This window comes from Micromonospora sp. WMMD730 (assembly GCF_049178955.1).
GTDB classification, from domain to species: Bacteria; Actinomycetota; Actinomycetes; order Mycobacteriales; family Micromonosporaceae; genus Micromonospora; species Micromonospora wenchangensis.
On the sequence record NZ_JBMHML010000002.1, the window covers coordinates 628629 to 646076 of the forward strand.

Consider the following 17448-nt stretch of genomic DNA (forward strand, 5'->3'; position numbering starts at 1 on the left):
GGGGCCGGCCGGCCGGCCGTACCGTCGCCCCGCTCGTCGTGCGGCGTTGCAGGCACCCGGGGCCGGCCGGATCGGTAGGCTGCGCGGACGGCGGCGGCGAACGGGGGACGAAGGTGGCCATGAGCCGGAACCGGCGCGGGCTCGCGCTGCTCGTCACCGTGGCGCTCGCCCTGACCGGCTGCACCGCCGACCCGGAACCCCGGCGGGAATCCCGGTCGACTCCGACGCCTGAGGCGACCCCGGGGGTGACCCCCGGCCCGGCCGGCGTCGGCGACCCGTACTTCCCGACCGCCGGCAACAGCGGGTACGACGTCGAGCGGTACACCCTCAAGGTCCGCTACGACCCGACCAGCGACGAGCTGCGCGGCGACGCCACCGTCCGGGCCACCGCCGAGGCCGACCTGCCGCTGTTCCACCTCGACCTGGCCGGGCTGACGGTGCGCCGGGTGACCGTGGACGGCACCCCGGCCCGGCACACCCGCGAGGGCACCGAGCTGGTGGTCACCCCGGCCGCGCCGGTCCGCGCCGGGACGGTCTTCACCGTCCAGGTCGGGTACGACGGCCGGCCGGAGCCGCTGCGCAACGAGACGATCGGCGAGGGCGGCTGGCTGCACACCGCCGACGGCGCGGTCGCGCTCGGCCAACCCGAGTCGGCGAGCACCTGGTTCCCGGTCAACGACCACCCCTCCGACAAGGCCGCCTACGACTTCGAGATCACCGTGCCGAAGGGGCTGGTCGTGGTCGCCAACGGCGTGCCGAGGGGGCAGCGCCCGGCGGCCGGCGGCTTCACCACGTGGCGCTGGTCGGAGGCCGCCCCGATGGCCAGCTACCTGAGCACGGTGGTGATCGGGAAGTACCGCACCAGCACCGGCGAGCACCGGGGCCGGCCGGTGTTCAGCGCGGTCGCCGCCAGCCTTCCCCGGGGGGCGGCCGACGAGTCGGTCGCCCGCACCGTGACGGTCGCCGACTACCTGGAGAGCGTCTTCGGGCCGTACCCGTTCGCGGCGTACGGCGGGGTGGTGGTCGACGATCCCCGGATCAGGTACGCGTTGGAGACGCAGAGCCGGCCGGTCTACTCGGCCAACTTCTTCCGGGGCGGTGAGAACACCGGGGTGGTCGCGCACGAGCTGGCCCACCAGTGGTTCGGCGACAGCGTGTCGGTGGCCCGCTGGTCGGACATCTGGCTCAACGAGGGGCTGGCCACGTACGCCGAGTGGCTCTGGGCCGAGCACCAGGGCCGGGACACCGCCCAGGCCGCCTTCGAGCAGCGGTACGCGTCCTCCGACGACCAGGTCTGGCGGGTGCCGCCCGGTGCGCCCGGGGTGGCGAACCTGTTCAGCGACTCGGTCTACGAGCGCGGCGGGATGACCGTGCACGCGTTGCGGGTGACGGTCGGCGACGACGCCTTCTTCCGGCTCCTCAAGACCTGGGCGGCCGACAAGCGCAATGGCAACGCCACCACCGCCGAGTTCGTGGCGACCGCCGAGCGGGTCTGCGGGCAGCAGCTCGACGACCTCTTCGCCGCCTGGCTGTACGGCACCGAGCGTCCCGCCCCGCCCACCCGCCGCTGAGCGGTCCCCCGGCGGCTAGTTCTTCACCCGTAGCTCGGGGTGGGCGTCCAGGTAGGTTTCGGCCTTGCCGGCCTTGAGCGCGGGCAGGAATCCCTTGCCGACGCTGGTGAGTTGCTCGCCCCGGTAGCTGCCGCCCTTGCCCACCCCGTCGCCGGGCAGCCCGACCAGGGTGATCCGGTCGGCGCTCAGCCCACCGAGGGCGTACGCCAGGTCGACGATGCGCGGGCCGCCCGCGTAGACCAGGGTGTCGCCGAGCGCCGACACCACCTGCTCCACCCGGTCGGGCTGACGGGCCAGGTTCTCGTTGAGGATCTTGGCGGCCAGCGCCCGGAGGAGCTGCTGCTGGTGGCGCTGCCGGGCGTAGTCGCCGCCGGCGATGTAGCGCTGCCGGGCGTAGTCCAGCGCCTGCCAGCCGTTGAGGTGCCGCTCACCCTTCTCGTAGACCATCTGCGGGCCGGTGTATCCGCCGCCGCCCCGGGCCGGCTCGCGGTATTTGCCGTCCGGCCGGCGGTGCAGCGAGGGGACCCGCTGGTCGACGTAGAGGTCCACCCCGCCGAGGCTGTCGACCAGCCGGTCGAAGCCGTTGAAGGTGACCACCGCACCGGCGTCGAAGCGCAGCCCGGTGTACCCGGCGACCGTGCTGCGCAGCAGCTCGTACCCCTGGGCGGCGCTGGGGTTCTTGGGTTTGCCCGGCACCCGGCTGCCGTAGCTCATCGCGTGGGTGAGTTTCGTCCGGCCGCCCTGGTAGCCCGACTTGGGGAACTTCGGGATGTCGACCACCAGGTCGCGGGGGAGCGAGAAGAGGTACGCCCGGTCCAGCCCGGCCGGCACGTGCAGGATCAGCACCGCGTCGCCGTGCGGTTCCCAGCCGGGCACGCTGACCCGGGTGTCCACCCCGACCAGGAGCAGGTTGAGCGGGCCGGTGATCGAGGCCCCGGGGGGTGGGGTCGGGCTGGGGGTGGGGCTCGGCGTCGGCGTCGGGCCGGTGGTCGTGGCGGCCGGTCCGGCCGTACGCCGTGGCTCGTCGTCGCGGACCACCCGGGTCACCACCAGGGCGGCCACCCCCACCAGGACGACCACGGCCAGGGCGGCCAGCCCCCACACCCAGCGTGGTCGTCCCGTTCCGGTCTCCTGAGTCATCGCTCGCCACCCCCGTCTGCACAACGCTTCGACCGGCCCTGCGGGTTGCGGTCGGCGACGGTCAGCATGATCGCGCGAAATCCGGCACTGGCGCGATGGCTACCCGCCGGTAATGATGCGGTCATGCGGTACGACGTGCTCGTCATCGGCTCCGGCTTCGGCGGCAGCGTCACCGCGCTGCGCCTGGCCGAGAAGGGCTACACCGTCGGTGTGCTGGAGGCGGGCCGGCGGTTCGCCGACGACGAGTTCCCGCAGACCTCCTGGCGGCTGCGCCGGTTCCTCTGGGCCCCCCGCCTGGGCTGCTACGGGCTGCAACGGATCACCCTGCTCCGCCCGGCCGCCCGGGGTGCCGCGAGCGGGGTGCTGGTGCTCTCCGGTGCCGGCGTCGGCGGTGGCTCCCTGGTCTACGCGAACACCCTCTACCAGCCACCGGACGCCTTCTACACCGATCCGCAGTGGCGTGACGTCACCGACTGGCGGGCGGAACTCGCCGGCCACTACGACCAGGCCGGACGGATGCTCGGGGTCACCCCGTACCCCCGGCACACCGGCGCGGACCGGGCGATGCGGGCGGTGGCCGAACGGATGGGAGTCGGGCACACCTTCGGTCCGACCCCGGTGGGGGTGCACCTCGGCCGCCCCGGGCAGCGGGTGGCGGACCCGTACTTCGGCGGGGCGGGGCCGGAGCGCACCGGCTGTACGCACTGCGGGTCGTGCATGACCGGCTGCCGGCACGGCGCCAAGAACACCCTGGTCAAGAACTACCTGTGGCTTGCCGAACGGCTCGGCGCGCGGGTCCACCCGCTGACCACGGTCACCGCCGTACGGCCGGCCGACGGCGGCGGCTACCTGGTGCAGGCCGTACGTACCGGTGCCTGGCTGCGGCGGCGTCGCCAGGTGTTCCACGCCGACCAGGTGGTCTTCGCGGCCGGCGCGCTCGGCACCCAGCGGCTGCTGCACGCGATGAAGCAGACCGGCGCGCTGCCCCACCTGTCGGACCGCCTCGGCGCGTTGACCCGGACCAACTCGGAGGCGATCCTCGGCGCGTCGGTCGACCGCCGGCAGGCCCGGCGGCGGGGGCTGGACTTCACCGACGGGGTGGCGATCACCAGCTCGTTCCATCCCGACCCGCAGACCCACGTCGAGCCGGTCCGCTACGGCCGGGGCGCGAACGCGATGGGGCTGCTCCAGTCGCTGCTCGTCGACGGCGGCCCGCACCGGGTGCGGCGCTGGCTGGGCGCGATCGTGCGGCACCCCCGGCTGGCCGCCCGGATGCTCTCGGTGCGGCACTGGTCCGAGCGGACGGTGATCGCCCTGGTGATGCAGTCGACTGACAACTCGCTGACCACCCGCTGGCAGCGGGGGCCGCTGGGCCGGCGGCGGCTGGTGTCCGGGCCCGGGCACGGCGCACCCCATCCGACCTGGATTCCGGCCGGCAACCAGGCGGTCCGGCTGCTCGCCGAGGAGATCGGCGGCACCCCGGGCGGGGCGCTCACCGAACCGTTCGACGTCCCGCTGACCGCGCACCTGCTCGGCGGGGCGGTGATCGGCGCCACCCCGGCCGACGGCGTGGTCGACCCCTGGCACCGGGTGTACGGCCACCCGGGGCTGCACGTGGTCGACGGGGCGGCGGTCTCGGCGAACCTCGGGGTGAACCCGTCGCTGACGATCACCGCGCAGGCGGAGCGGGCGATGTCGTACTGGCCGAACCGGGGGGAGGCGGATCCCCGGCCGCCGCTCGGGTCGGCGTACACCCGGGTGGCGGCGGTGCGTCCACGGCACCCGGCGGTTCCGGCGGACGCCCCCGGCGCGCTGCGCGGCTGACCGGCGCTGACCGGGCGCGGCGCGCCGGGGGGCGGCCCGTGCCGGGGGCGGGTGTGACTGTCGGTAGGCTTTGCCCACATGAGCACGCCTCGCCCCGTCCTCGTGGTGGACTTCGGAGCCCAGTACGCCCAGCTCATCGCGCGCCGGGTGCGCGAGGCGAAGGTCTATTCGGAGATCGTCCCGCACTCCATGCCGGTCGCCGAGATGCTGGCGAAGGACCCGGCCGCGATCATCCTGTCCGGCGGCCCGTCCAGTGTCTACGCCCCCGACGCCCCGCAGATCGACGCCGGGCTGTTCGACGCGGGCGTCCCCGTCTTCGGCATCTGCTACGGCTTCCAGGCGATGGCCCAGGCGCTCGGCGGCACGGTCGCCCGGACCGGCAACCGGGAGTACGGCGGCACCCCGCTGCGTCCCCGGCTGCTCGACCCGGGTGTGCTGCTGCGGGACCTGCCGGCGGACCTGCCGGTCTGGATGAGCCACGGCGACGCGGTGACCGAGGCCCCCGCCGGGTTCACGGTGACCGCCGAGTCGGCCGGCGCCCCGGTCGCCGCCTTCGAGGATCTGGCCGGCCGTCGGGCCGGTGTGCAGTTCCACCCCGAGGTGGGGCACACCGCGCAGGGGCAGGAGATGCTCCGCCGTTTCCTCTACGACATCGCCGGCATCGAGCCCACCTGGACCCCGCAGAACATCATCGACGAGCAGGTTGCCCGGATCCGGGCCCAGGTCGGGGACAAGGAGGTCATCTGCGGCCTGTCCGGCGGGGTGGACTCGGCGGTCGCCGCCGCGCTGGTCCACAAGGCGGTGGGGGACCAGCTCACCTGCGTCTTCGTCGACCACGGCCTGCTGCGCGCCGGTGAGGCCGAGCAGGTGGAGAAGGACTACGTGGCGGCCACCGGCATCAAGCTGAAGGTGGTCGACGCGGCCGACCGGTTCCTCGGCGCGCTGGCCGGGGTGACCGACCCGGAGCAGAAGCGGAAGATCATCGGCCGGGAGTTCATCCGGGTCTTCGAGGCCGCCGCCCGGGAGATCGCCGCCCACGGCGACGTCGAGTTCCTGGTGCAGGGCACCCTCTACCCGGATGTGGTCGAGTCCGGCGGCGGCACCGGCACCGCCAACATCAAGAGCCACCACAACGTCGGCGGGCTGCCTGAGGATCTGAAGTTCGCCCTGGTCGAGCCGCTGCGCACGCTGTTCAAGGACGAGGTCCGGGCGCTCGGGCTCCAGTTGGGTCTGCCCGAGGCGATGGTCTGGCGGCACCCGTTCCCGGGGCCGGGGCTGGCCATCCGGATCATCGGCGCGGTCGACCGGGAGCGGTTGGCGCTGCTGCGCCAGGCCGACCTGATCGCCCGGGAGGAGCTGACGGCCGCCGGCCTCGACCGGGGCGTCTGGCAGTTCCCGGTGGTGCTCCTGGCCGACGTGCGCAGCGTCGGGGTGCAGGGTGACGGGCGCAGCTACGGGCATCCCGTGGTGCTGCGCCCGGTCTCCAGCGAGGACGCGATGACCGCCGACTGGTCCCGGCTGCCCTACGAGGTGGTGGCCCGGATCTCCACCCGGATCACCAACGAGGTCGCCGAGGTCAACCGGGTGGTCCTGGACGTGACCAGCAAGCCGCCGGGCACCATCGAGTGGGAGTGAGCGGGGTTCAGCCGGCCGTCGGCGGGGTCGCCGGCGGCTGAGGCTGCCCTCCGGTCGCCGGCCCGCCCGGCTGCGGCCAGGTCGCCGGCCCGCCCGGCTGCGGCCAGGTGGCCTGCTCCGCCGGCGTCGGCCAGGTCGGCTGCGGCTGCGCCGTCGGGTCCGCCGGGTGTGGCCAGGCCGGCGCGCCGGCCGGCTCCTCGGGCATCAGGAACCACATGATCGGGTACGCCAGGGCGGCGACACCGCCGGTGAGCAGGGTCGCCACCGCGAACAGCACCCGGACCAGGGTGGGGTCGACGGCGAAGTAGCGGCCGATGCCGCTGGCGACGCCGGCCACCATGCGGTCGGTGGTCGGCCTGCGGAGTTGTTTGTACGGGGCGTGGGGGGTGCTCGTCGAGGTCATGTCTCCACGGTCCGCGCCGGCCGCCCCGTCGACCTCGGTGACCGCCCGGAGTCCTACCCTGATCGATCCCTGAGTGGCCAGCCCTGAGTCAGGAATCCGACTCTTTTCCGCGTCGGTAACGCGACCCGGGGAGAATTTGGCTCCGTGACCACCTTGCTGGAGCCGCTCCGCAGGATCGCGGCATATGCAGTCTGTGCAGATTCAGTCGGCCGAGTGTTGCTGGTCCGCGCATCGGAGCGCTCCGGCACCCCCGGCGTATGGTCCCTGCCCGGTGGGGCGGTCGACCACGGCGAGGACCCGAACCACACCGTCGTCCGGGAGACCGCCGCCGAGACGGGCCTCTCGGTCGCCGTCGCCGGCCTGGCGGACGTCCTGGCCGACATGCGCGCCCTGCCCGAGCGGGGCATCACCATTCACACCGACCGCCTGATCTACCAGGTGTCGGTACGCGGCGGCACCCTCACCGACCGGGTGGACCGCTCCACCGACCTGGCCCGCTGGTACACCCTCGACGAGGCACGGGAGCTGCCGCTGCGGGCCTTCACCGCCCGCGCGCTCGGGCTGCCGGCGTCCTCGGCCGACGTGGTCCCCGACGAGGCCCCCGAGTTCCCCTCGTTCTACGCCGTGCCCGGCCCGGACGGGCTGCACCGGGCGCAGCGCTTCGCCGCGTACGCGGTGGCCACCGACCCGGAGGGTCGGGTGCTGCTGACCCGGGTCTCCGACGGCTACCCGGGTGCGGGCTGCTGGCACCTGCCCGGCGGCGGCACCGACTACGGCGAGCAGCCGGGTGCGGCGCTGATCCGGGAACTGGTCGAGGAGACCGGGCAGACCGGCCGGCTGGTCGAGCTGCTCGGGGTGGCCAGCCACCGCGACGCCGCCTCGCTCGGCCCCGAGGGCTACCCGATCGACTGGCACGGCGTGCGGGCCTTCTACCGGGTGATGGTCGACCAGCCCGCCCCGCCGACCGTCACCGACGTGGGCGGCTCGACCTGCGAGGCCCGCTGGTTCGCCCGGGACGAGTTGGGCGCCCTGCCCACCGACCGGCTCACCGAGGTCACCGCCGAGGCGGTCCAGGCCGCCCGGCTCACCGCCTGACCTGCCCCGCCCGCCGGCGGCGTCGGTGCGCCCACCGGCGGCCCGGCACGACGGCACCCGCCCTGCCCGGACGACCGCTAGCCTCATGATCGACGGCGGATCGGGGAGGGCGACGTGCAGGAGCGACGACGGATCGCGGCGCACGGCTGGTGTACGGACGAGGCCGGCCGGGTGCTGCTGGTACGCGGGCGGCGCGCCGCCGGCGACAGCACCGGCGACCCGGCGTCCGATCCGGCGGTGGGGTTCTGGCGGCTGCCCGGGGGCGCCGTGCGGCACGCGGAGCATCCGGCCGACACCGTGGTCCGCGAGTGCGCCGGGCAGTCCGGGCTGGCCGTCGCGGTCGCCGGGATACGCGCCGCCGTGGCCGATCTGACCGCTGCGGACCCGGCGGATCCCGCCGGGCCGGTGCACACCGACCGGTTGGTGTTCGACGTCACGATCCCCGGTGACCGGCCGGTGGCCGAGGGAGCGCCGCCGGCGGTGGCCGGCGGCGGTGACGGCCCCGGTGAGCTGGCCTGGTGCACCCCGCAGGAGGCGGCGACGCTGCCGCTGGTGCCGTTCACCGCCGACCTGCTCGGCCTGCCCGTCCCGCCGCCTCCCGCCGGCCCGCCCCCCGGCGTGCCGGTCGAGCCGGTGGCGGTGGAGTCGGCCGACCGGCGGCAGCGGTTCGCCGCGTACGGGCTGGTCACCGATCCCGGCGGGCGGGTGCTGCTCACCATGATCGCGCCCGGCTATCCGGGTGCCGGACTCTGGCACCTGCCCGGCGGGGGGACCGATCACGGTGAGCAACCGGTCGACGGGCTGTTACGGGAACTGGTGGAGGAATCGGGTCAGTCTGGTCGGGTGGACCGGCTGATTCTGGCCGACAATCTCCACAATCCGGGCGCGATGGGCCCCGAAGGGCGTCCGCTGGACTGGCACGGCGTGCGGGTGATCTACCGCGTGCTTGTCGATGAGCCGACCGAGCCGGTGGTGACCGAACAGGCCGGTGGATCGACGGCTGGCGCTGCCTGGTTTACGTATTCCCAGCTCAGCGGCTTGGAGATGACGGATGTCGCGGTTCTGGCGACCCGGTGGCCGGTCGGCTGACGGACGCTCGCCGAGCCGACCTGGTGGTGCTCCGGTAAAGTCGGCCCTGCGGTTGGCGAAGAAAACGGGCGATGAAGCCCGAAAAACGGACCCAGAAGTCCGAGATGGGAACAAGGCAGCGGTTTGCGCGGTTAACGAGGTTATAAGTACCGCCGGCAGCTATCGCCAACCACCACGCCGCTGTGCAATGGTGTACTCCGCTTAACGGCTGCCGGGCCAAGAGCGGTCCGGCACGAGACAGCCGGACACCCGCCCGCACGGGCGGCCAGCCAATCCGGTGATGGAGGAAACGTGCCGAGAGCCCCATGGCGCCGGCGTCGTACGACTGACAGTCCGCGCCCCGCAGGGCGTCGCTGGGCGGGCCGGTTGCGCCGCAGCAGCACATTCGCCCGCCAGGTACTGCTGGTCCGGGTGGGTCGCCGGGACGGTGACCAGCTCAACGGCACCGATCTGGTCCTTCCCGAGCACCGCGTCGACCGCCAGCGTCGCCGCTACGGCTTCGACCGTCGCGGTATCACCCTCGACCGCGCCGAGATCGAGGCGGTCGCCCCGGTCAGCCCGGTCCTGGGCCCCACCACCGGAGTCGACGAGTCGCCCGCGATGGCGATCCCGCTGCTCCCCGGCGCGCGTACACCCGCCCGGCGGATGAAGTTCGCGCTGGTCAACGCCTGCACCCTGGCGAGCCTGGTGCTCGGCATCAACGCCATCTTCGTCGCCATGAACGGCCAGCCCCGCATCGCGGCCCTGCTGCTGATCGCCTGCGTCGCGTTCGACGGCCTCGACGGCGCGCTCGCCCGGAAGTTCGGCGTGGCCAGCCCGTTCGGCGCCCAGATGGACTCGCTGGCCGACATGTGCTCCTTCGGCCTGGCCGCCCCGGTGGTGGTCTACGCCTCGCTGGCCGGATCGGCCCCCACCGCCGCCGCGGCGGTCGCCGCAGCACTGGTCGCGTCGTGCGCCGCGATCAGGCTCGCCCGGTTCAACGTCTCACCCAAGGACGGCCGGTTCTTCTGCGGCGTACCCACCACGATGGCGGCGGCCGTGCTCGCGCTCGGCGTGGCCATCGAACTGCCGCTGCCGGCCGTCGTGCAGATCGGCGGGGTGGCGTTGCTCGCCTTCACGATGGTCTCCAGCTTCCCGTACGCCAAGCTGGCCCGGCTGGTCAAGCTTCCGCCGTGGCTGTGGCTGGCCCCGGCCGTCGGCGCACTCGTCGACATCCGGCTCACCTTCGCCCTCGTGGTGGTGGGCTACCTGGTCAGCGGGCCGCTGCTCTGGCTGCACCAGCGCCGTACCGCCTGACCCGTCCGCAGTTGCACGACAGGGGCGCCGCGATCGCGGCGCCCCTGTTCGCGTAGTCGTCGGCTCAGCTCCAGCGGGCGATGACCGAGGAACCGCCTACCACCTTGTCGCCGGGGCCGACCAGCGGCGTGGCGGCGTCGGCCGGCAGGTAGACGTCGGTACGGGAGCCGAAGCGGATCAGCCCGAACCGCTCCCCCCGGGCCAGCAGCGCCCCCACCGGAGCCCGCTGCACGATCCGCCGGGCGATCAACCCGGTCCGCTGCGCCACCACCACCGTGCCGTGTGCGGTGTCCAGCACCGTGTAGGCGGCGACGTTGTGCTCCGCATCCGGCTTCATCGCGTTGACGAAGCCGCCGTCGGCGACGAAGTAGTCGACCACCTTGCCGGCCACCGGCGAACGGTTGACGTGCACGTCCAGCACCGACAGGAAGACCGCGATCCGCAGCCACTCGCCGTCGCCGAACCGCTCGTCGTGCAGCCGTTGCACCGACAGCACCTGACCGTCGGCGGCGGCGACCACCGCGGCCGGGTCCTCCGGCACGTCCCGCTGCGGGTCCCGGAAGAACGCGGCCACCGGGGCGGCGGCCAGCGCCGGCACCAGCCACAGCTTCGACTTCGGCCGGGCGACCCGGGCGACGGCGGCCAGGCCGAGCGCGATACCGGCCGCGGCGACCCCGTTCGAGTCGATGTGCATGCCCCGGGTCAGCGGCACGCTCGACGGCCGGTACGCCGGGGCGAGCCGGGCGGCCGACGCGGCACCGGCCGGGGTGAACCGCAGGTGGTGCACCCGTACCGGCGGGGAGTTGCGGACCACCAGGTCGGAACGCACACCGTGCAGGACGCCCTGCCGGTCCAGCTCGGCGGCGGCCCCCTCGGTGCGGAACACCGGCGCGGCGACGCTGAGCACCGCGCCGTCGGTCAGGTACTTGGTGAGGCCGTCGACGGCGTCGCGGGTGTGCTCACCGGTGCCGGTGAACGGCTCGGCGGCGATGACCAGCTCGGCGGCGTCCGCCTCGGCCAGGGAGTCGACCACCCGTACCCGGTCGGCGACCCAGCGGCCCTGGGCCGTCACGTGGTCGCGCAGCGTGGCGGCGTCGGTCGTCGGGTCCGGCACGACGGTCAGCGTGTCGCCCGGCAGCAGCGCGTCGATCGCCGCGGCGAGGACCGCGGCCCCGGGGGCCGCACCCACCAGGAGGGCTGCCTTCGGGTCGTTGCGTCGGGCGAGTTCGGCGACGAGGGTACGGGCGGCACGCTCGCCGATGCGGACCGGACCGAACGGACCGGAGGGGCGCACGGCGGGGGACTGGGTCATGTCGGGCGGGCTCCTGACGGGGTAGACGGACGTCGCGGCGGGACCGCCTCGGGTGCCCGGACGAGGCGCACCCGGGCCGGTGCCGGGCCGCCTGGCGCGGCCACCGGCGGGGCTCGCCCGACGGAGGCGGGATCTCCCCGGCCAGCATACGAGCCGGCACTGGCCGCCCGCACCGGCGCGGTCAGCCCGGTGTCCGTGGTCAGGTGCCGGGCGGACCGGTGACCGGGTCGTCGGCCGGCCACCGGCGGGTGTCCCCGTCGCCGACCCGGGCCGGCTCGTCCTGCCCGGGTCGACGGTCCACCGCGCCCGGCCGTCCCGGCTCGTCCGCCGCGTCACCGAGGCGCAGTTCGGCGGTGTCCCGCCAGCCGGCCCGGTCGTCGGACCCACCCCCGGGACCGTCCGGCGGGCTGCCCGCCGGGCCGCTCACCGGCCGACCCGCCGGGTCGGCCGGGTCCGGCGTGGGGGCCGCGCCGCTGCCGGCGGCCGGCGGTACGGCGTCGGTGGTCCGCGCCGACCGCACCGCGCCGACCAGGCCGAGCAGCCCGATCAGTACCAGAGCGCCGGCCAGGAACCAGCCCACCGCCGGCAGGGCCAACCCGAGGATCTGGGCCAGCAGCCACCAGAGGGCGAGGCCGACGAAGAGCAGCCCGAAGACGAACGACACCAGGTCGGTGCGGTGGGCCTTCACCGGGACACCTCCAGGTTGCCGGCGTTGACCTGGACGGTGAGCCGCAGCGTGCCGCCGCCGGCCCCGTCCGGGCCCAGGTCGGTGATCTGCCGTGCCTGTCCCTCGAATCCGGCGCTACGTCGCCCGAACACGGTCGCCTCCCCGGCCTTGACGTTGGTCACCACGGTGACGTCCACATTCGGCGGGACCACGATGGTGGCCGCCCCGAAGTTGACCACCACGGTGATGTCGGTGTCCTGCTTGTCGAAGTCCACCGCCCGCAGGTCCAGGGTGGTGTCGCCGAAGCTGTTCTCGTAGCGGTCGGCCAACTCCCGGTAGCTGGTCGGTGCCCAGGTGACCGCTCCGTCGACGCCCCGGACCCGGTCGTAGGACTCGGCGACGGTGGCGACGGCGAGCGCGGCGGCGGCGACCAGACCGAGGGCGATCAGCCAGCGGGCCCGCCCGAACCAGGTGCCCACCAGCAGGCCGAGCCCGATGGTGGCGAGCACCGCCGCGAAGTAGCCGGCCGCGCCGATCGGGAAGACGTCCAGCAGGTCCAGGATGGCCACCACGCCGAGGACCAGGAAGATCAGCGAGAAGGTCGCGGCACCCAGCGCCGAGCGTTCCTTCGGCTTCTTCGGCGGTTTGACCCGGGGCGCGGGCGGGGGCGGTGGCGGGCCCGCCTGGGCGTACGGGCCGTGCGGGGCGAACGGTGGCCGGTAGCCCGTACCGGGTGACGGCGGGACCACGACCGGTGCGGCGGCCGGTCGACCGGGCGCCGGTGGGCGGGGCGGCCAGCCCGGCGCTTCCGCCCGGGTCCCGGTGATCTCCATCGGCCGGGCCGGCGGCCAGGGCGGCAGCGCGGCGGTCGGGCCCTGTGCGGGCCAGCCCACCGCCCCGCCGGTCCGGGGGGCCGCCGGGGCGCCGGCCGGGAACGGCACGGCGGGTGCGGGCGGGGTGAACGGCGCGGGCGCCGGGTAACCGACCGGGGGCACCGGTCCGGGCGGCCCGGCCGGTGCCGGGGCCGGAGCGGCGGCGGCGAAGCCGGACCGGCCGTCCCGGTTGAGCAGCAGCGCGCCGCCGATCAGGATCGCCGCGCCCAGCAGCACCGCCCGGAACGCGTCGGTGACGATGTAGCCGAAGCTGACCGCGACCAGGATGGTCAGCACGATCACGGTGATCGGGGACATGCTCGACCGGCCCCGCCCGAGCATCGACTCCAGCGGGGAGGCGCTGTCGCCCTCGCCCGGGATGATCAACCAGGCGGCCACGTAGACCAGGATGCCGACCCCGCCGAAGAACCCGAGCACGGCGAGCAGTACCCGCCACAGCACCGGGTCGGTGTTGGTGGCCCGGCCGATCGCCGCGCAGACCCCGGCGAGGTAGCGGCCGTCGCGGGGCCGGATCAGGCCGTACCGGGAGGTGAAGCTGGCCCCGCCGGACGGCGGGGGGTAGCCACCGGGCGGCGGTGGCGCGTCGTCGCCCCCCGTGGGCGACGCGGGCGCCGTGGGGTGCGGCCCGGCGGCGGGACCGGGCGGTGGCGTACCACCCGGTGCGGCCACCGGAGGGTACGGCGGCGGGGCGGGGTCCTCGGTCATGACTCGATCCTGCGCCGTCGTCGGGCCGGGTTACCTCCGGAACCGACCCTGACCCCACCCTGAGATCCCGACGGGCGGATGTCGGGGGCGTCCCCGTGGTCGGCGGCGTCCCGGGCGTGTGACGATCGGAGCGGCACCGTACCGCCAGGTGTCCGTCCACCACCCATCGTGACCAGGGAGCCTCCGATCAGCGTCGTGACCCCGCCGCCACCCCGCCTCTACCGGGCGCCCGAGCACCGGTTGGCCGCCGGGGTGGCCGCCGGCATCGCCGACCACCTCGGCATCTCGGTGCTGCGGGTCCGCGTCGCGTTCATGGTGCTGCTCGGGCTCAGTGGCCTGGGCCTGCTGCTGTACGCGGCGTTCTGGGCGGTGGTGCCGCTGCGGCCCGGCGACACCGCCACGCCGCCCCGCCGCGACCCCGGGCAGTTGCTGCCGTTCGTGGCGATCGGCCTCGGTGTGCTGCTGGTCCAGGTGATGCTCTTCGACTCGGTCGGCGCGGCGGGCACCGCCGGCTGGCTGGTGGCGATCATCGCGGTCGGCGCCGGGGTGATCTGGCACCAGTCCGCGCCGGAACGTCGTCGGCAGTGGAGCGGATCGATGCCGGTGCCGTGGCTCGGCGCGGTGGTGGAGGAGACCGACCGGCGGGCCCTCGTGCTCCGTTTCGCCGGTGGCGCGGTGCTGGTCGCCGTCGGCATCATCGGGGTGGCGGCGGTCTACTCGCCGGTGCAGAACCTCGACGCGGTGGTCAACGGCGTGATCTTCGCGCTGGTCGGGCTGGTCGGCGTCGGGGTGGTCGCCGCGCCGGTGCTCTGGCGGACGTGGAACCAGCTCCGCTCGGAACGGGAGGGGCGCATCCGCGAGCAGGAGCGTGCCGAACTGGCCGCCATGGTGCACGACCAGGTGCTGCACACCCTCGCCCTGATCCAGCGCAACGCCAGCGACGTCAAGACGGTGCAGCGCCTCGCCCGGGGCCAGGAGCGGTCGTTGCGCAACTGGCTCTACAAGCCGACCGCCTCGCCCACCGAGCGGTTCGCGGCGGCGCTGGAGCAGGCCGCCGCCGAGGTGGAGGACACCTTCGCGATCACCGTCGAGGCGGTGGTGGTGGGCGACCGGGAGACCGACGAACGGGTGGGCGCGCTGGTGGCGGCGGCCCGGGAGGCGTTGGTCAACGCGGCCCGGCATGCCGGGGTGCAGACGGTGTCGCTCTATGCCGAGGTCGAGCCGGAGCAGGTGAGCGTCTTCGTCCGGGACCGGGGCAAGGGCTTCGACCCGGATACCGTGGAGGATCACCGGCACGGGGTCCGAGGGTCGATCATCGGGCGGATGAAACGGCACGGTGGCCGGGCGGAGATCCGTTCCGAGCCCGGGGAGGGGACGGAGGTCCGGTTGATGCTGCCGATCACCGGCACCGGCTCCACGGCGGAAAGGGACAACTGAGATGGCGGAACAGTCGATGGAACCGGGGACGGGCACGCCGGACCGGGCGCAACGGTTGAAGGTCTTCCTGGTCGACGACCACGCCATGTTCCGGGCCGGGGTCCGGGCCGAACTGGGGGCGCACGTCGAGGTGGTGGGGGAGGCGAGCACGGTGGCCGAGGCGGTCGCCCGGATCGCCGCCACCGGGCCGGACGTGGTGCTGCTCGACGTCCACATGCCCGACGGCGGCGGACGGGCGGTGCTGGACGCGATGCGCCGCAGCCACCCGCAGGTGAAGTTCCTCGCGCTGAGCGTGTCCGACGCCGCCGAGGACGTGATCGGGCTGATCCGGGCGGGTGCCCGGGGCTACGTGACCAAGACCATCTCCCCGGACGAGCTGACCGACGCGATCCGCCGGGTGGCCGACGGGGACGCCGTGTTCAGTCCCCGGCTGGCCGGGTTCGTGCTGGACGCCTTCGCCGCCCGGCCGGACGCCCCGGTCGCGGACCCCGAGCTGGACCAGCTCACCAACCGCGAGCGCGAGGTGCTGCGCCTGCTCGCCCGGGGGTACGCGTACAAGGAGATCGCCAAGGAGCTGTTCATCTCGATCAAGACGGTCGAGACGCACGTGTCGAACGTACTGCGCAAGCTCCAGATGTCCAACCGGTACGAGTTGTCCCGCTGGGCGGCGGACCGACGACTCGTCTGACACCTCCCATTCCGGGAGCATCACCCCAGGGCTGACAAGAGATCAATTCGTGTCGCATAATGCCCCGTCGTCTTCGTGCGTGCGGGTGGTGTCACGACCCCGCCCCGGCGGCGACGCACACCGGCCCGCCGGGAGCGGGCCGACCCCTGGGGAGAGGTGCACGGAACTGATGTTCGGAGAACGAGGACGACGCTGGGCGGGTATCGCCACGGCGCTCGTCACCGGTGGGGCGCTGGTGCTCGCCGCAGCCGGTCCGGCCGCCGCCGAGCCGGCGACGAAGGGCGTGGCGCGGGCGGTGCCGGGCACCAGCGTCACGCTGAAGCTGGACGGTCGGGCGCAGAAGACCTCGGCGCTGGCCCTGGAGCTGAAGGACGGCACCGTGCCGGTCTTCTGCATCGACTTCCACACCCCGGTGGCCCGCAACGGCGAGTACGCCGAGGGCAGCTGGGACGAGTCGGAGGTGAAGAACCTCGGCCGGGTGCAGTGGGTGCTCACCCACGGCTACCCCAACGCCGACCGGGCGAAGCTGCTCGCCTCGGCCGGGGCGAGCCTGCCCGCCGGGCTGGCCGACTCCCGGCGCGACGCGCTGCTCTACTTCGGCACCCAGACGGCCGTCTGGCACTTCAGCGACGGCATCACCCTGGGCGACTGGGAGCGGGGGCTGACCGCCGCCGCCGAGTACGACGTGATCCGCCGGGTGCACGACTACCTGGTGCGTAACGCCACCGACCAGCCGGAGCCGAAGGCCGAGCTGAGCCTGGACCCGGCCTCGGCCACCGCGACCACCGGCGGGCGGGCGGGGCCGTTCACCGTGCACGGGCCGGCCGGGGAGATCGCGCTGAAGGTCGAGGGCGGCAGCGCCGTCGACGCCGAGGGGCGTCCGGTCGGCACGACCACCAACGGCGGCCGGTTCTGGCTGACCGCCACCACCGCCGGCCGGGTCACCGTGACGGTCTCCGCCCCGGACTCGGTCTCCTTCGGGCGGGTCTTCCTCTTCTCCGGCGGCAAGAACGCCAAGCAGAAGCTGATCCTGGGTGGCAGCACCGGCACCTCGGTCACCGCCGACGCGGCGGCGACCTTCGCCGCCGCTCCGGCCTCGCCGTCGCCGTCGCCGTCGGCCTCGCCGTCCGGGCCGCCGTCGCCGTCGCCGTCACCCTCGACGGCGTCCCCGTCGTCGTCGGCCCCGGCGGAGTCCTCGTCGCCGCCGGCCAGTCCGGCGCCGTCGACCTCGCCGGCCAGCAACGGCGGTGGCCTGCCGCTGACCGGGTCGCCGATCGCGCTGGCCGCCCTGGCCGGGATGGCGCTGCTCGCGTTCGGCGCGGTGGCCGTGCTGCTGGTCCGTCGCCGCCGGGTCCGCTTCACCGTCTGAGGTACGGGTTTCTCCGGCCCCGGCACCGCAACGGTGCCGGCCCGTCTCCGCCGGCCCACCGGCCCCACCGGTGGTGGGGACACCGTCGACGGCGGGCACGGACCGGCGAACCGGTATCGTCGGCCGGCCGGGCGGGACTTGGCTCCGCCCGGCGGAAGTCACCATCATCCGGATGGTCGAAATCGGCCAACTCTCGGTCGACGTCGAACCGCCTCGACCGGGCGGCGGGAAAGCTCACACTTGCTACTCGCCGGTCACTAGCTGGTGGAGCGAAGTTGCTGTCTTTCCTGCTCAGAGCGGTACGACCAGGGCATCTCATGATCT

At 74.3% G+C, this 17448-nt stretch carries 13 protein-coding genes and 1 pseudogene; 9 read left to right on the top strand and 5 right to left on the bottom strand.

All coding sequences use genetic code 11. The annotated features are described in order from the left end of the window. The first annotated feature begins 119 nt into the window (after positions 1 to 119). Positions 120 to 1571 carry a M1 family metallopeptidase gene (locus ACN265_RS02980; RefSeq protein ID WP_421405945.1) on the top strand — a complete coding sequence of 484 codons (1452 nt, stop codon included), beginning with the start codon at positions 120 to 122 and terminating at the stop codon, positions 1569 to 1571. Between the two features lie 15 nt (positions 1572 to 1586). Here the strand turns inward: ACN265_RS02980 and ACN265_RS02985 are convergent, their stop codons facing one another. Beyond that, on the bottom strand, positions 1587 to 2711 hold the full coding sequence (locus ACN265_RS02985) for an LCP family protein (RefSeq protein WP_420117970.1): 1125 nt from the start codon (positions 2709 to 2711) through the stop codon (positions 1587 to 1589). A gap of 123 nt (positions 2712 to 2834) precedes the next feature. On the opposite strand from ACN265_RS02985, the gene ACN265_RS02990 reads away from it, so the two are divergent. Both ACN265_RS02990 and guaA read left to right on the top strand, forming a co-directional pair. Then, complete coding sequence (locus ACN265_RS02990; RefSeq protein WP_421405946.1) at positions 2835 to 4535, top strand: FAD-dependent oxidoreductase; 1701 nt, start codon at positions 2835 to 2837, stop codon at positions 4533 to 4535. A 78-nt stretch (positions 4536 to 4613) separates the two neighbouring features. Then, complete coding sequence (gene guaA, locus ACN265_RS02995) at positions 4614 to 6170, top strand: glutamine-hydrolyzing GMP synthase (RefSeq protein WP_421405947.1); 1557 nt, start codon at positions 4614 to 4616, stop codon at positions 6168 to 6170. Between the two features lie 7 nt (positions 6171 to 6177). On the opposite strand, the gene ACN265_RS03000 is transcribed toward guaA, so the two are convergent. Continuing rightward, positions 6178 to 6573 (bottom strand): PspC domain-containing protein, encoded by a 396-nt coding sequence (locus ACN265_RS03000; RefSeq protein WP_421405949.1) that lies wholly within the window; start codon positions 6571 to 6573, stop codon positions 6178 to 6180. A gap of 144 nt (positions 6574 to 6717) precedes the next feature. Between ACN265_RS03000 and ACN265_RS03005 the strand changes: the two genes are divergently transcribed. From ACN265_RS03005 to ACN265_RS03015, 3 genes are all read left to right on the top strand, one after another. Beyond that, positions 6718 to 7668 carry an NUDIX hydrolase gene (locus tag ACN265_RS03005; protein WP_088645791.1) on the top strand — a complete coding sequence of 317 codons (951 nt, stop codon included), beginning with the start codon at positions 6718 to 6720 and terminating at the stop codon, positions 7666 to 7668. Between the two features lie 114 nt (positions 7669 to 7782). Continuing rightward, positions 7783 to 8757, top strand: coding sequence for an NUDIX domain-containing protein (locus tag ACN265_RS03010; protein ID WP_421405950.1), 975 nt, complete (start codon positions 7783 to 7785; stop codon positions 8755 to 8757). A 366-nt stretch (positions 8758 to 9123) separates the two neighbouring features. Beyond that, positions 9124 to 10053 (top strand): CDP-alcohol phosphatidyltransferase family protein, encoded by a 930-nt coding sequence (locus ACN265_RS03015; protein WP_420117965.1) that lies wholly within the window; start codon positions 9124 to 9126, stop codon positions 10051 to 10053. Positions 10054 to 10117: 64 nt separating this feature from the next. Here ACN265_RS03015 and ACN265_RS03020 read toward each other — a convergent pair whose 3' ends face one another. From ACN265_RS03020 to ACN265_RS03030, 3 genes and pseudogenes are all read right to left on the bottom strand, one after another. Beyond that, positions 10118 to 11365, bottom strand: coding sequence for a phosphatidylserine decarboxylase (locus ACN265_RS03020; RefSeq protein WP_421405951.1), 1248 nt, complete (start codon positions 11363 to 11365; stop codon positions 10118 to 10120). Between the two features lie 442 nt (positions 11366 to 11807). Continuing rightward, a pseudogene (locus ACN265_RS03025) lies at positions 11808 to 12053 on the bottom strand (hypothetical protein); the annotation flags it as partial. Further along, entirely contained in the window at positions 12050 to 13630 is a 1581-nt protein-coding gene (locus ACN265_RS03030; protein WP_421405953.1) for a PspC domain-containing protein, read from the bottom strand. The pseudogene ACN265_RS03025 and the gene ACN265_RS03030, both read right to left, overlap by 4 nt. A 168-nt stretch (positions 13631 to 13798) precedes the next feature. On the opposite strand from ACN265_RS03030, the gene ACN265_RS03035 reads away from it, so the two are divergent. The 3 genes from ACN265_RS03035 (at position 13799) to ACN265_RS03045 (ending at position 17124) form a co-directional block, all read left to right on the top strand. Beyond that, positions 13799 to 15067, top strand: a complete 1269-nt coding sequence (locus ACN265_RS03035; RefSeq protein WP_204924931.1) for an ATP-binding protein — start codon at positions 13799 to 13801, stop codon at positions 15065 to 15067. 1 nt (position 15068) lies between these two features. After that, positions 15069 to 15755, top strand: coding sequence for a response regulator (locus tag ACN265_RS03040; protein ID WP_302746319.1), 687 nt, complete (start codon positions 15069 to 15071; stop codon positions 15753 to 15755). A gap of 169 nt (positions 15756 to 15924) precedes the next feature. Next, positions 15925 to 17124: a thioester domain-containing protein gene (locus ACN265_RS03045; protein ID WP_421405954.1), complete on the top strand. Its 1200-nt coding sequence runs from the start codon at positions 15925 to 15927 to the stop codon at positions 17122 to 17124. Positions 17125 to 17448 lie beyond the last annotated feature (324 nt).